The sequence below is a fragment of the Cellulophaga baltica 18 genome (assembly GCF_000468615.2).
Classification (GTDB): Bacteria; Bacteroidota; Bacteroidia; order Flavobacteriales; family Flavobacteriaceae; genus Cellulophaga; species Cellulophaga baltica.
Genome location: NZ_CP009976.1, coordinates 312,901 through 326,835, shown reverse-complemented (window position 1 = coordinate 326,835; position 13,935 = coordinate 312,901). Strand labels below are relative to the sequence as shown.

General features: G+C 35.8%; 14 protein-coding genes. 2 read left to right on the top strand and 12 right to left on the bottom strand.

Going from position 1 to position 13,935, the window contains the following annotated elements; translation table 11 throughout:
- The first annotated feature begins 182 nt into the window (after positions 1 to 182).
- The gene (locus M666_RS01325; RefSeq protein WP_029445302.1) at positions 183 to 2,483 is read left to right on the top strand and encodes a DNA topoisomerase 3; all 2,301 of its coding nucleotides are present in this window, start codon (positions 183 to 185) and stop codon (positions 2,481 to 2,483) included.
- A 44-nt stretch (positions 2,484 to 2,527) separates the two neighbouring features.
- Here M666_RS01325 and M666_RS01320 read toward each other — a convergent pair whose 3' ends face one another.
- The 12 genes from M666_RS01320 to M666_RS01265 all read right to left on the bottom strand — a co-directional run bounded on the left by M666_RS01320 (position 2,528) and on the right by M666_RS01265 (position 12,707).
- Complete coding sequence (locus M666_RS01320; RefSeq protein ID WP_029445303.1) at positions 2,528 to 2,956, bottom strand: hypothetical protein; 429 nt, start codon at positions 2,954 to 2,956, stop codon at positions 2,528 to 2,530.
- Positions 2,957 to 3,053: 97 nt separating this feature from the next.
- Positions 3,054 to 3,851 (bottom strand): hypothetical protein, encoded by a 798-nt coding sequence (locus M666_RS01315; protein ID WP_029445304.1) that lies wholly within the window; start codon positions 3,849 to 3,851, stop codon positions 3,054 to 3,056.
- Between the two features lie 181 nt (positions 3,852 to 4,032).
- Positions 4,033 to 5,034, bottom strand: a complete 1,002-nt coding sequence (locus M666_RS01310; protein ID WP_029445305.1) for a hypothetical protein — start codon at positions 5,032 to 5,034, stop codon at positions 4,033 to 4,035.
- A 42-nt stretch (positions 5,035 to 5,076) separates the two neighbouring features.
- Positions 5,077 to 5,433 carry a zinc ribbon domain-containing protein gene (locus tag M666_RS01305; protein ID WP_029445306.1) on the bottom strand — a complete coding sequence of 119 codons (357 nt, stop codon included), beginning with the start codon at positions 5,431 to 5,433 and terminating at the stop codon, positions 5,077 to 5,079.
- Between the two features lie 15 nt (positions 5,434 to 5,448).
- The gene (locus tag M666_RS20175; protein WP_082007871.1) at positions 5,449 to 6,099 is read right to left on the bottom strand and encodes a DUF805 domain-containing protein; all 651 of its coding nucleotides are present in this window, start codon (positions 6,097 to 6,099) and stop codon (positions 5,449 to 5,451) included.
- Between the two features lie 69 nt (positions 6,100 to 6,168).
- Positions 6,169 to 6,525 (bottom strand): zinc ribbon domain-containing protein, encoded by a 357-nt coding sequence (locus M666_RS01295; protein ID WP_029445308.1) that lies wholly within the window; start codon positions 6,523 to 6,525, stop codon positions 6,169 to 6,171.
- A 275-nt stretch (positions 6,526 to 6,800) separates the two neighbouring features.
- Complete coding sequence (locus M666_RS01290) at positions 6,801 to 7,172, bottom strand: hypothetical protein (RefSeq protein ID WP_151198010.1); 372 nt, start codon at positions 7,170 to 7,172, stop codon at positions 6,801 to 6,803.
- Positions 7,169 to 7,831: an immune inhibitor A domain-containing protein gene (locus M666_RS01285; protein ID WP_029445310.1), complete on the bottom strand. Its 663-nt coding sequence runs from the start codon at positions 7,829 to 7,831 to the stop codon at positions 7,169 to 7,171. The genes M666_RS01290 and M666_RS01285 overlap by 4 nt, the downstream gene beginning before the upstream one ends.
- Positions 7,832 to 7,987: 156 nt before the next feature.
- Positions 7,988 to 10,003, bottom strand: a complete 2,016-nt coding sequence (locus M666_RS01280; RefSeq protein ID WP_029445311.1) for a M3 family metallopeptidase — start codon at positions 10,001 to 10,003, stop codon at positions 7,988 to 7,990.
- Positions 10,004 to 10,094: 91 nt separating this feature from the next.
- Entirely contained in the window at positions 10,095 to 10,583 is a 489-nt protein-coding gene (gene purE / locus M666_RS01275) for a 5-(carboxyamino)imidazole ribonucleotide mutase (protein ID WP_024479305.1), read from the bottom strand.
- Between the two features lie 5 nt (positions 10,584 to 10,588).
- Entirely contained in the window at positions 10,589 to 11,509 is a 921-nt protein-coding gene (locus M666_RS01270) for a hypothetical protein (RefSeq protein WP_029445312.1), read from the bottom strand.
- A 25-nt stretch (positions 11,510 to 11,534) separates the two neighbouring features.
- Positions 11,535 to 12,707 carry a 5-(carboxyamino)imidazole ribonucleotide synthase gene (locus tag M666_RS01265; protein WP_029445313.1) on the bottom strand — a complete coding sequence of 391 codons (1,173 nt, stop codon included), beginning with the start codon at positions 12,705 to 12,707 and terminating at the stop codon, positions 11,535 to 11,537.
- A 116-nt stretch (positions 12,708 to 12,823) separates the two neighbouring features.
- Here M666_RS01265 and M666_RS20170 point away from each other — a divergent pair, with 116 nt between their 5' ends.
- A complete protein-coding gene (locus M666_RS20170; RefSeq protein ID WP_081690163.1) occupies positions 12,824 to 13,930 on the top strand; it encodes an adenylate kinase in 1,107 nt (368 codons plus the stop codon).
- Positions 13,931 to 13,935: the final 5 nt, after the last annotated feature.

Here is a 13,935-nt window from a genome sequence, read left to right as displayed (position 1 = left end):
TCGAACATAAAAAATGTTTCTAGAGTAGGTAGCGTTATGCTAAAGAGGAGCAATAGAGGGTACTGATTTGGTTCTTTCTTGAGCCATGGCAACAATTTTAAAGATAGGGTAGCGGTAACTTCATTTCCATAGGCTATAAGCGTGCTATGATCAAGGTATTTTAACTATTTTTGCATTCTGTCATGAAAGTATGTATCGCCGAAAAGCCAAGTGTTGCCCGTGAAATTGCTACTGTAGTAGGAGCAACCAAAAAATGCGATGGCTATTATGAAGGTAACGGCTATGCGGTAACCTATACTTTTGGTCATTTGTGTACCTTATTTGAACCAAATGATTACAAGCCTCATTGGAAAAGTTGGGATCTTAATAACCTCCCCATGCTCCCCGATAAGTTTAAAACCAAGGTGGTAAAAAACTCTGGGATCCAGAAGCAATTTAACATTGTAAAAAAATTATTTGACCAAGCTAGTGTCGTCATTAATTGTGGTGATGCCGGGCAGGAGGGAGAGCTGATACAACGTTGGGTGATAGACCAAGCGGGGTATAAGGGTGAAGTGCAGCGTTTATGGATTTCTTCTTTAACGACAGAGGCTATAAAAGAAGGGTTTGAAAAACTACAACCTTCTGCTCAATACGATAATTTATATTATGCAGGGTTTTCAAGAGCTATAGGCGATTGGCTTTTAGGAATGAATGCCACCCGATTATACACCTTAAAACATGGAGGGTACAAACAAATGCTATCTGTTGGTCGTGTGCAAACACCTACACTGGCGATGTTGGTTAACCGGTTTAAGGAGATTGAAAATTTTAAGCCACAACCATATTGGGAATTACAAACGCTTTATCGGGAAACCTTATTTAGCTATGAAGAAGGGCGTTTTCTTAAAGTGGAAGACGGAGAAAAGCTTGCAAATATTGTAAAAGAGCACGATTTTGAAATTGTCTCTACGACCAAAAAGGCAGGTAATGAATATGCACCTAAGTTATTTGATTTAACAGGCTTGCAAGTGTATTGCAACACGAAGTTTGGGTTTAGTGCCGATGAAACCTTAAAGATTGTTCAGAAACTATACGAACAAAAAGTAGTGACCTACCCCAGAGTAGATACCACATTTTTACCCAATGATGTATTCCCTAAAGTCCCCGGGATTCTTAAGAAACTGAATAAGTATGCTACTTTAACGCAACCGCTTGATGGCAAGAAATTAAAGAAAACGAAAAAGGTTTTTGATGATAGTAAGGTTACAGATCACCATGCTATTATACCAACAGGGCAGCAAATTAACTTGCAATATGCCCAGCAACAGGTGTATGATATTATTGTACGCCGGTTTATAGCCGTTTTTTATCCAGATTGTAAAGTCTCTAATACGACGGTACTTGGGAAGGCAGAAAAAGTAATGTTCAAAGCTACTGGAAAAGAAATTTTAGAAAAAGGATGGCGCGTTGTTTTTGAAAACCCGGAGGCAAAAACCACTACGGAAAAAGGCCTATTACCTACTTTTGTAAAGGGAGAAAAAGGCCCGCATGAGCCTTCGTTTTTGGAGAAAGAAACCAAGCCACCAAATCAATTTACGGAAGCAACCTTATTGCGTGCTATGGAAACGGCAGGGAAGCAAGTAGATGATGATGAACTTCGGGAGCTTATGAAAGAAAATGGTATTGGCCGCCCTTCTACACGTGCCAATATTATTGAAACATTGTTTAGAAGAAAGTATATAAAACGAAACAAAAAACAGGTACTTCCAACCGTTACCGGTATTCAGTTAATAGACACCATTCAAAACGAAATGCTAAAATCTGCCGAGCTCACCGGTAAATGGGAGAAGCAGTTAAAAGACATAGAAAAAGGGACTTTTAGTGCGGGTAGTTTTATCAAGCAGATGAAGCGAATGGTAGATCATTTGGTGTATGAAGTGCGTAGTGAAACAAAAAAGGCGAATATTTCGGCAGTGAATAATAAACCGGCAACAGCTCCTAAGAAAAAGGCGGTAAAGAAACCGGAAGGCTTAACCTCCGAGGCTTGTCCTAAATGTAAAAAGGGAACGATCCGTAAAGGGAAATCTGCTTATGGTTGTTCGGAGTTTAATAAAACCTGCGATTTTGTAATGCCCTTCAAATTTGAAGGTAAAACTATTTCAGAAAAACAGTTTATTAGGCTATTTCAAAAAGGATCAACAGTAAATTTAAAAGGGTTTAAAATTAATGATGCTTCGGTAGAAGGCTTGCTGAGGTTTGATGAAAATTATAAGCTCAAATTAGAACCTAAAAAGGGTAAAGTAGCCGTAAAAAGTACTCCGGAAGATAATAGCTGTCCGAAATGCAGCAAAGGCACCATTTTAAAAGGGAAGACCGCTTATGGCTGTAGTGAATATAAAGCAGGTTGCGATTTTAGATTTAGTTTTGATGACATCCGAGAAAAAGCAAAAGGGCAGCCACTAACCAAAGAGTTGGTCTTTAAAATATTTAGAGAAAACTAAGTGTTTAGGTTTTAAGGAGAAAGTGAAAATAAAAAAAGTGCTAGCTATGGTTTAATCGCACGCTTCTTAAAATAGTTTATAATGCCAAAATTTAATAATCCTAGTACTATTGAAACAGGGAAGAACATTATATTTCCCATGATACCCATGAGTAGTGCTGCGGGGATATTCCTGAAGAATTCTGCTAAAGGTTCTTTAAGTAACACGGTTAAGAAACACCCTAAAAGTATAATTACCATACAACTTAAAACGGAGAGAAGAATTAGTTTTAATTTTGAGTAGGTCTCATATTCAGAATAATAAAAAAACAAACTGTAAAAAAGAATGCATGCGATAGACATGCCTCCCATTAACGGATAATTTACAGCTTCGGTAAAAGAACTTTTGCCTCCTATAAACAAGATTCCGTTTCCGAGAATTAGATTGATTATAAGAATGGCAAATGCTGTTTTTGTTCTATTGTTCTTTAACATGTTGCGTGTGTGTGGGTGCCATTTGTTTTTTAAGAGTTGCGCGATGTAGGTACTTTTTCTTGTCTGACCAGTCACCTATTTTTCTGTAGTTTCCCCGTCAATCAGCATCGCCTGTGGTGTGGTTTAGACGCTCTATAAACTTCTCTACATTAAACTTAATATCATCTTCGCCTATTTGATCAAAAGGGTTTTCTAGATGCTCTTGAATGTTTTCTAAGCTCACAAGAATCATGGTGAGTAAAATAGGAATTACAAACTCTAAGCCCCAAGACATTTCTTCTGCTTTAAAGGCAAAATAAGGGCCGTAAATAATGGGGAGTATTTTTATGAACAGGGAGCTAAACGCTCGTAAGGTTCTGGGAGTTCTGTATTGGTAAATATGTTTGATAGATTCAAAAGAAACCATCATCTTTTGTAAATATTGATTGGTTCTAGAGCATTCTCCCGCAGATAAACCTTCTTCTCGCAATTCATGTTTTATATACAATGAGAAATCTGAAAAATTATCATAGACCTTTTTTTCGTTCTCTATTAAATTCGATTTTGAATCGGTAAACATGATTCTAAAATTATTGAAGAAATCATAGATTAATGAAGACATTTTGGTCACATTCTCTGGTTTTGGCTGATCAATCCAATCTCTAGACACAAAGTAAATAGCACGCAAATAGCCTTTGATGGCAGCATATTCTTTCAACGCTGCTTCTCTTCTTTTATAGGCGCCACCAATAGAAAATACGATAGGAAAAATAATGGAAGTAGCAACTAAAGTAAGTGGGAACTCCGCTTCGTATTTGTAATGAATGCAGATAGCGGTAGAAATTACGGCTAAGCCAGAGATGATAACCGTTTGAAGGTTAACAATAAGTAGAAATCTTTTGATGTGGAGTTTCATGAATGCGGGTTAAATAAAAAGATGCGAAGCTATGAAAATTAATGGGATCGTTAGTAGGCTCTAAAGAACGCGTACCATGCTTTTAATGCGAAGATGCTAGTCTTCTCTTTAGAATGTTTTTTTAGTGCACTGTTTTTCGTGTTGGCACTAGAACAAAAAACATCAGAGCATAGTAGCCCAATTAGTTCTTTTCATTCCTAGAAATGACAATAGTATCTTCTGGGAAGGAAGCCTGTAGGATTCCATTTTTTTCTTGCGCTATAAATTCTGAAGCTGTTTTTTGATACCAGTGTAAACCGTTGCCAATTGTTTTTTCTAAAAATAAAACCGTGTGTAGTTCCGCAATAAATGTGACAAAATCTGAATGCATATGTTTAAGAAAATGAGCTACATATGCAGTGGAAGTTGTCTGTTTATTAAAATGAAATCTAATACCCTTTTCTTTGCAAACCGTAATTAACAAACTGGTATTTTCTATGGCTAAAATTAAAAAGGTTTTTGGAACTTCAGGTAAATCGGGTCTATGAAATTTATGAATATCAGGTATTTTAAGTTTCAAGAGTAGGTAGCCATATACATAGTTTTCATAGTCATTTATAAGCGCATACATAGCATCTAGATGGTGCTTGATAGGAGAATCATAAAAGGTTTTTTCAGATTCTGACGGAAACCACATGGCAAATGCTGTTTCTTTCTGACTAAGAAGTCCTTGAAAATCTTCCTGTCCTATCAAAGAAAGGTTTTCAATCTGAAAAGGTTCAATACAGCTTAAACTGCCGTTTACATAGCTATAGTCATAAGCACTTATGAATAGTGCATTAGGATGCGTACCGCTTTTTATAAATTTTTTGGCAGCATTAAATTTTCGAGCATCATTCTCATCATAAAGTAGAAAGAGACTGTACTTTTTTCCTTTTGCTTCAAAGCGTATAGAAGTATAAAAAGTACCTTCCTCATAGAGTTTTGAAAACGAGCCGTGGGAGGTGTATGATATGAAATGCGTGTTCATTACCTCTTTTAACTTGGTCTCAATAGCTAACCTGTCAAATACATCTGTTGCAGAAATGCCAGTACTCTGGGTGAATAATCTGCCAAGAAGCTTATACTCAATATTGGGCAGCCCAAAATCAGATAGGTTATTGTAATTGGTTTTTTTCTTAAATAAATTTTTAAAAAAGCTCATTAATTGTAGGCGTTTGAACCTGTGAAGTAGGTGCTGTAGCTATTACAGGATACTATATTTAATAAAAAATATAATTTCTATAGCAAACGCAACAAATAGAAAAACTTTGGCTTTTTGATGCGGCATTAATATAGCTGCAACTAGCGTAACTACAGGGACCACTAAGTTGGTGATCATTCTAAGGGGCCGTATGGAATACACATCTATAAATTCTAGTATGTTTATAACAAAGTAAAATAGGCTTACCACTAAGCCAGAGCCTATAATTAATAGGAATAAATTCACGACTTTATCTACATCAATAGAATCTTGATTTTTTTGAGCGATTAATTTAGCGCCACATTTTTTGCAAAATAGGGCCGATGGATCATTTTCTGTTGTACAAGCTAAACATTTCATGGGATAAATTTTTTATTAGTTTTTAGGATCTCTCCCATATTCGTTTGTGCCTCTATCTCCTTCTTGAAAGAGTAAAAAGAGTCCGTAAAAAGGAATTAATTGGTACCAGCCGGAGTTGCCTAAATCATGGCAACGTTTAGCTGCTTGTGCCCAAAGGATCCAAATACATGGAATTAGTAGAAGTAGAATAACGAGGCCAGCTCCGCCACTTCGTGTGCTTTCTACAACAAGAATTAATAAAAAATAAAAGACTATATACATCAAGATTGTAAGGCCATATTCTGTTCTTCTTATTCTGCCTTCAAAGGAGAACATGCGTTGAAACATACCACTATTATCTAGCGTAGGATGAGGAACACGGTTAGAACGTTTTGGAATATATTTTACTTCACCGCCATCAATAGGGCAAAAGGTGGTATCATCTGCATAGCTCTTAAAGCACTTAACACATCTAGGGGTTTTGTCTTCTGGAGTTAGTAACCTTTCTCCGTCTTTTTCGCAAAATAAAAAGTCAGACGTATACGTAGTTTGGCACGTAGGGCATGTATTTACCTTCGCTGATATTGTTTTGTTTTCTGGGACTACGGTAGCTGCTGTGCCACATACTTGGCAAAAGCTAGCACCTTCCGTAATAAGCGTAGCACATTTTGTACAAATGTTTTTCATAGATTAATTTAAGGTTGGTCGGTAAGGGTATAACGGTAATTGTGCTTATCTATTTTATTACTTTTAATTTTAGGAGATATAATAGCCTGCGAGAAATAGCAACATAAGGCCAAAACCTATGAATAAAGCTATTTTTGCTTTTTGATTGGGCATTAATACCGCGGCAATTAATAGGGTTAGTGTAGGGATCAACGTCATAAATGACGATAGGTTGATCATATCATAGATAAAATCTAGCTGAAAAGTGCTGATCACAAAATAGCCTAGTTCTACAACGACAAAGGAGGCAATTACAGCAATTAACAACCAAATGGTTTTGCTGGAACTAGCATCCGGGGCTTCATTTGTGGGATACAGCGAAGCGCCACAATTTCTACAATATTGAGCTTCTTCTGTGTTAAGAATGTTACAGGCAGTACATTTCATACGTATAATATTAGTTGATAGTTTTAACCTAAGACCTAGTTCCACACATACTTACTTAGCTTTTCACCAATATGAGAATACACCATAAAGGTAGCTAAGTAAAGGGCCGCCGCTCATTCTCATAAAGTACAAGATTTAGACGCTTGAGGTAAAAGATTTTATATACAACGGATACGGAAGAGATGTATTTTATAATTTGTTAAAATTCACCATAATCTAGCGCAGGTAAAAGTGTTTTTGAGTAGGATTTAGTCTTGATAATTAAGACGTTTTGGTTACTTCTCTCGAAAGAAAATATAAATATTCTGTGGGTCTAAAGGCGTCCAGTCTGTGCCTTGAAAAGTATGGGTATCCCAATAAAAATTTGCAGTTATATTTTTTATTTTACTCAAATCGCCATCGTAGGTACTCATATTGGTATGGTTACCATCATGAGTTATACCAATAACTTCCCAATAGCCGCCTTTGGCAGTTACTTTTTCTGTTAGTGCTGCAATTGCGCTTTTTTCACTTTCTACAGTAGTGCTCATTATAAGTGTTTGCCATTGTTTTTCCATTGTAATTTCGGTTTTGGGTTTAAGCACAAAGAACCATAAGCAAAAGCCTATTAGGGCAAGTAAGGCAGTTAATACCATAGAAGTTTTCATTTTATTTGTTGTTTGGATAGGGTTTTTTCTAACCATTTTAAATAAACGGCATCGTGTCTTTTTTTAATTTGTTCGCCACCATTCATAATAGAATTAAAATCTTTTTCATGAGGTGTACCTTCTTTGTATTCATCAGGTAAGCCTAACATATGGCCAAATTCATGAACAATACCTCTTTGTTTTCCTCCGCCATTTTTCATTACGGTCGTAAAATCTTCACTATCTAAATTTACCCTGCTTGTTATGGGGTTGACAGAGCTAGTGCTAAAAGCGCCTTTTTTTATTTTTTTCACATGAACTTCCCAATGCTCTGTGATGGACCATCCGGTGGTAATAAATTCAAAACGAAAATCTATAAAAACCTTTTTGCCTTTGCTCAATTTTTTTAAAACTCTTTTATTGCCCCATTTAGAGTTTACTGAGCTTTCAAAGTCTTTTACGAATTTTGTTTTGTCAAAGGCAGACCATACCATAGTTCCGCTATCTTCAAATATGACCTGAATTTTCATAAAAACAATTAAGGTCAAATGTTTTGTAGCATCCGATACTAAATAGAGGTCATAGGCATCATTCACTCCGCCACCTAACCACCCTATACTCCCGGAAGTATAGTCCGTTTCTTTAGCTATTATTTTTTCTCCAGGCTTTAATACATCCAAAATTATAGCTTCTTTTTATCGTTGAAGAAAGAGAATTATCTCTTACTTTAAAAATTAAAGATATTAATTTATATCCCATTTTCTATAGTTGGTATAAAAAAAAATCAGCATAAGAATTATATCTTATACTGATTTTTTCAAGAACGCGTAGCTAGTTTATAATAACCCTGCGCGCTCTAAAAGTGGTTCAATCTTAGGTTCTGCCCCACGGAATTTCTTATACAATTCCATTGGGTTTTCTGTTCCTCCTTTAGAAAGTACATGTTCTTTAAATTTAGTAGCCACCTCTTTATTGAAAATTCCTTTTTCTTTAAAGTATGCAAAAGCATCAGCATCTAAAACTTCTGCCCATTTATAACTGTAATATCCGGAAGAATATCCGCCTTGAAAAATATGAGCAAAAGAAGTACTCATACAGGTATCTGGTGTGGCAGGGTATAAATCAGTTTCTTTAAAAACCGTATCTTCTTGAGCCTTTACATCAGTAATATCTGTAGGGTCTGTTCCATGCCAAGCCATATCTAACAAGCCAAAACTTAGTTGTCTTAAGGTCTGCATGCCTTCTTGGAAAGTAGCAGAAGCTTTTATTTTTTCTACCAATTCCATCGGGATAACTTCTCCAGTTTCATAGTGCGTAGCAAAAAGTTCTAAAGCTTCTTTCTCATAACACCAGTTTTCTAATACTTGACTAGGCAGTTCTACAAAATCCCAATATACCGAAGTACCCGATAATCCTGGATATACCGTATCTGCTAACATGCCGTGTAAACCGTGTCCAAACTCATGAAATAAGGTAGTTACCTCATTAAAAGTTAATAAAGAAGGCTTGCTAGCGGTTGGTTTTGTGAAATTACAAACGTTAGAAATATGCGGACGCACATTTTCTCCGTTTTCTACATATTGCGATTTAAAAGAGGTCATCCATGCACCACCACGCTTCCCAGGTCTAGGGTGAAAATCGGCATAAAAAATAGCAACAAGCTTACGATCTTCATCATAAATGCGGTATGTTTTTACATCTTCATGGTATTTGTCTATATCAAAAACTTCTTCAAACTGTAAACCATATAATTTTTCGGCTACGGTAAAAACACCGGCAATTACATTTTCTAGTTTAAAGTAAGGCTTCAGCTTTTCATCATCTAAATTGAAAAGCTTTTGTTTTAGTTTCTCAGAGTAGTACGCACCATCCCACTTTTCTAATTGGTCAATGCCATCTAATTCTTTTGCAAAATCTTCTAACTCTTTAAATTCTCTTTCGGCAGCAGGTTTTGCTTTCTCCAACAATTCATTTAAAAATTCTTGTACTTTTTCTGGTGTTTGTGCCATACGCTCTTCCAACACAAAATGAGCATGCGTTTTATAGCCTAATAAATTAGCACGTTCATGACGTAGTTGCGCTATTTTAAGAACATTCTCTTGGTTGTCTAACTCATCATTATGAAAAGCTTTGCTGCCAAAGGCAATAGATAGCTTTTTACGAAGCGCTCTATTTTTGGCATATTTCATAAACGGAATATAGCTAGGGTAGTCTAAAGTAATTAACCAGCCTTCTAGTTCTTTTGCTTTGGCCATTTGTGCAGCGGCTTCTTTCTCTCCTTCTGGGAGTCCGTCTAGCGCTGCTTCATCGGTTAAATGCATTTGAAACTTATTTGTTTCTGCTAAGATATTTTCTCCGAAGTTTAATTTTAATTTTGAAGAGGCTGCGTCTATTTCTCTTAGACGTTTCTTCTTATCTTCGGATAGATTAGCGCCATTACGGCTAAAACCCTTATATTTTTTATCTAGAAGTGTCTGTTCTTCCGTGGTTAAATCTAAATTTTTCTTCTGATCATAAACTGCTTTTACACGTTTAAATAAATCTTCATTTAGAGTGATATCATTACCAAACTCAGAAAGAATAGGAGAAATTTCTTGGGCTATTTTCTGAATGTCTTCATTGGTTTCTGCCGAATTTAGATTGAAGAATACACTAGATACACGATCTAATTGTTTGCCAGAATAATCTAAAGCGGCAATCGTATTTTCAAAGGTTGGTGCCTCAGAATTGTGAGTTATAGCCTCTATTTCTGCACGAGCATCTGCTATTGCTTGCGTAAAAGCAGGCATAAAATGTTCGTTTTTTAATTTAGAAAATGGTGCGGTATCAAATGGGGATAATAATGGATTCATTGTACAGTTCTTAGTTATGGTCTTTGGTTGTTAGTTGATGAAAACGGAAGGGCTATAAAAGCGCCTACAACGATCAACAGGCAACCGTCAACTATTTTTTATTTAAAGATTTAGCGCCTTCAATTACCTTTTGTTTTAATCCTTCTTTATAAAGAATTATTTTATCTAATACACATTTATCTGAGCTACCAATAATTTGAGCAGCAAGAATACCAGCGTTTTTTGCACCGTTTAAGGCTACTGTGGCAACAGGAACGCCACCAGGCATTTGTAAGATAGATAACACAGAATCCCAACCGTCTATAGAGTTACTGCTTTTTACGGGAACCCCAATTACAGGAAGGGGAGACATTGAAGCTACCATTCCAGGTAAATGTGCAGCGCCACCAGCACCTGCAATAATTACAGTATACCCATTAAGGTGTGCATTTTTACTAAAATCAAACAGTTTTTCAGGAGTGCGGTGCGCAGAAACAATATCTACATCAACCTCTATATCAAAACCTTTTAAAATATCTATGGCATCTTGCATTACGGGCAGGTCACTTGTGCTCCCCATTACTACGGCTACTTTACTCATATTGTTTATTTTTTCGTGGTGATTTTATATTTGTCAGATCCTATTTCTAGTAAGATTTGATCTTCAAAATTATCAATTTCTTTAATAGGATAGGCCGACTTAAATTTCGTGATTTTATCGTTTAACCTAAACTCGTAATAATATAATTTATTAGAAGATACGCCCATTACAAAATGATTACTACCTTCTAAATGATAAGATAAGGTAATTTCGTCTTCTAGTTTTAAATGCTTCGTACCAAAATAGTCTGTTTCATCTAAAGTAACATTCGCTAACGTACAATCTTTCATGTCGTACTTTTTACTTTTCAAAAACGAACCTTTAAAAAGTAACCGATCGTTTACGTACACTTCTTTTGAAGGATATTTCAGAATCAATTCATAAGAGCCATACAATTCCATAGCGCAGTTTAGTGAGTCTACAAATGTGGTTTGAATAGTTTTATTTCGAATTTCGTTGATTAATTTATCGGCTGCAGCTTCGTCCAGTTTTTTTTGAGCGATTTCAGAAGCGTACGTTACTTTTAAACTTTTGTCCGAGAGCTGATCTAAGGAAACAGTCTCAAGCTGTTTTTTGTCAAATAAAGGCGCTTTGTAGGTAATAGCTTTTTCTGATTCATTATGGAATCCAAAAATAGTTCCTTCACGATCTATAACAAACTCAAGGTTGTCTATGTCAAGAGTTTTTAATCGCTCTTTACGCTGTTTATTATAGATGATGAGCTCCTTTTTTGGGGCGGAATTATCTGTCTTGAAAAAAACATATTTTTCGGTATCCCTATAATAATTAGGTTTATTTCCAACGTTTTCTATAGTAAAGTCTTTTTTTAAGGCTTCTTCGAAAAACAACATTTCAGGGTGCTTATCTTCTTCTGTTTTGCAAGAAAACAGTACTAATAGCAATAAAATGATGCCTGTGTACTTCATATAAAAATCGTGATCTAGTGCTTTGTTATTCACTAATCACTTTAATTGTTTCTTTTACTTGCTGCGCAATACGTCGTGCAACCGCAATATCTTTATTTACTATGGTCACATGCCCCATTTTTCTAAAAGGTCTTGTTTGCTTTTTACCATAAATATGCGGGGTAACTCCTTCAAGCTTTAGAATAGCTTCCATGTTTTCATACACGACAGCACCACTATAGCCTTCTGCGCCTACAAGATTTACCATAATACCGGCAACTTTACTTGTGGTACTTCCTAATGGAAGGTCTAAAATAGCCCGGATATGTTGCTCAAATTGGTTGGTGTAGCTAGCTTCTATACTGTAGTGTCCGCTATTATGTGGGCGAGGAGCAACCTCGTTTATTAGTATTTCATCATCATGGGTCTGGAACATTTCTACGGCCAGGATGCCAATATGTTGCATTTTTTCGGATACTTGAAGCGCAATTTCTGTTGCTTTTTGCGCCACTTTAGCATCTATTCGCGCAGGGCAAATTACGTACTCTACTTGGTTAGCTTCAGGATGAAACTCCATCTCTACCACCGGATAGGTAACTACGTCTCCAGAAGGGTTGCGAACAACAATAACGGCCAATTCATTTTTAAAAGGAATCATCTTTTCTGCAATACATTCCCCTTTCGGTAAATTTTCAAGATCGCTAAAGTTCCGCACCACTTTTACACCTTGTCCGTCATACCCAAACTGTGCTGCTTTCCAAACAAAAGGAAATGCTATTCCGCCATTGTCAACACTATCTTTAATTTCACTAGCATAAGCAAAGCGCGAGAATTCTGCGGTTGGAAGGTTATGGTCTTGGTAAAAAAGCTTTTGCCTTGCTTTATTTTGTATCGTTCTTAATGTTTTAGATGGTGGATATACTTTTACCCCTTCGGATTCTAACTTTTCTAAGGCATCAAGATTTATATTTTCTATCTCAATAGTAAGCACATCTACCTGTTTACCAAAATTATAAACGGCATCAAAATCCATTAAATCACCCAGAACAAATTCATCACAAGCAATCTTAGAAGGCGCATCTTCTGTTGCTTCTAAAACCTTTGTATAGATATCAAATTTTCGGGTTTCATAAAGCAGCATTTTACCGAGCTGTCCGCCACCTAAAATTCCCAATTTAAAGTCAGATGAAAAATAATTTTTTGATTCTTTGTTTGACATGGTCCTGTGTGAAATCTGAATGAATTACAAAAATACACCGATTTCTTAAAACCAACGAGCTTACAAGTAAAAAGAGAAATCAAAACGCTATATTTGTCACTTCAAAAAAAATAAGCGTGATACAGCTCCACGATAAACAATTCAAACCATTTTTAAGTCAGGCTCAGGTTTTGGCTGCCGTAAAGAATGTTGCAGATAAAATTGCGGCCGACTATAAAGACGAAACGCCTTTGTTTGTAGGGGTTTTGAATGGTTCGTTTATGTTTGTTTCAGATTTATTAAAAGAATACCAACATCCTTGTGAAGTATCTTTCGTGAAATTAAGCTCCTATAGTGGCTTAACTTCTACAGGAATTGTAGAAACGCTCTTAGATCTTCCTGAAGATATCAGTGGTAAAAGTGTTATAATTCTTGAAGATATTATTGATACGGGTAGAACCTTAAAAGAACTAGTGCATTTGTTTTCGCAAACAAATGTGAAAGAGTTTAAGATAGCCACCTTGTTTCATAAACCATCTGTTTATAACGGCGAATATAAAATTGATTACATTGGCATGGAAATACCCGATAAATTTATTGTAGGGTATGGACTAGATTACAACGAATTAGGAAGAAATTTAAAAGAAGTATACCAATTAAACCAAAATACTATGATTAATCTTGTGTTATTCGGAAAACCTGGTGCTGGCAAGGGCACACAAGCAGAATTTTTAAAATCAGAATACAATTTAAAGCATATTTCTACAGGAGATGTTTTTCGATACAATATCAAGAATGGTACTGAATTAGGAGTTTTAGCCAAATCTTTTATTGATAAAGGAGATTTAGTACCGGATGAGGTTACTATTAAAATGTTGCAAGATGAGGTAATCAAAAATGCAGATGCTAAAGGATTTATTTTTGATGGATTCCCAAGAACAACAGCGCAAGCAGAAGCTTTAGATGCTTTTTTGGATTCTAAAGACATGAAGATTAATGCGACTATTGCTTTAGAAGCAAATGATGAAATTTTGATTCAGCGTTTATTAGAGCGTGGTAAGGTTAGTGGTAGAGCAGATGATCAAGACGAAAGTAAAATTCGCAATCGTTTTGAAGAGTACAATTTAAAAACAGCACCCTTAATTTCTTATTATGAGGGTAAGAATAAATTTTTCAGTGTAAACGGAATTGGAGAAATTTCTGAAATTACGGAAAGATTAAAGAAAGTGATAGATACGCTTTAAGCGCG

Bases quoted from the DNA above. Each gene is read 5' to 3' on its own strand.
- M666_RS01325 (WP_029445302.1), top strand. From the start codon at position 183: ATGAAAGTATGTATCGCCGAAAAGCCAAGTGTTGCCCGTGAAATTGCT.
- M666_RS01320 (WP_029445303.1), bottom strand. From the start codon at position 2,956: ATGTTAAAGAACAATAGAACAAAAACAGCATTTGCCATTCTTATAATC.
- M666_RS01315 (WP_029445304.1), bottom strand. From the start codon at position 3,851: ATGAAACTCCACATCAAAAGATTTCTACTTATTGTTAACCTTCAAACG.
- M666_RS01310 (WP_029445305.1), bottom strand. From the start codon at position 5,034: ATGAGCTTTTTTAAAAATTTATTTAAGAAAAAAACCAATTACAATAAC.
- M666_RS01305 (WP_029445306.1), bottom strand. From the start codon at position 5,433: ATGAAATGTTTAGCTTGTACAACAGAAAATGATCCATCGGCCCTATTT.
- M666_RS20175 (WP_082007871.1), bottom strand. From the start codon at position 6,099: ATGAAAAACATTTGTACAAAATGTGCTACGCTTATTACGGAAGGTGCT.
- M666_RS01295 (WP_029445308.1), bottom strand. From the start codon at position 6,525: ATGAAATGTACTGCCTGTAACATTCTTAACACAGAAGAAGCTCAATAT.
- M666_RS01290 (WP_151198010.1), bottom strand. From the start codon at position 7,172: ATGAAAACTTCTATGGTATTAACTGCCTTACTTGCCCTAATAGGCTTT.
- M666_RS01280 (WP_029445311.1), bottom strand. From the start codon at position 10,003: ATGAATCCATTATTATCCCCATTTGATACCGCACCATTTTCTAAATTA.
- purE (WP_024479305.1), bottom strand. From the start codon at position 10,583: ATGAGTAAAGTAGCCGTAGTAATGGGGAGCACAAGTGACCTGCCCGTA.
- M666_RS01270 (WP_029445312.1), bottom strand. From the start codon at position 11,509: ATGAAGTACACAGGCATCATTTTATTGCTATTAGTACTGTTTTCTTGC.
- M666_RS01265 (WP_029445313.1), bottom strand. From the start codon at position 12,707: ATGTCAAACAAAGAATCAAAAAATTATTTTTCATCTGACTTTAAATTG.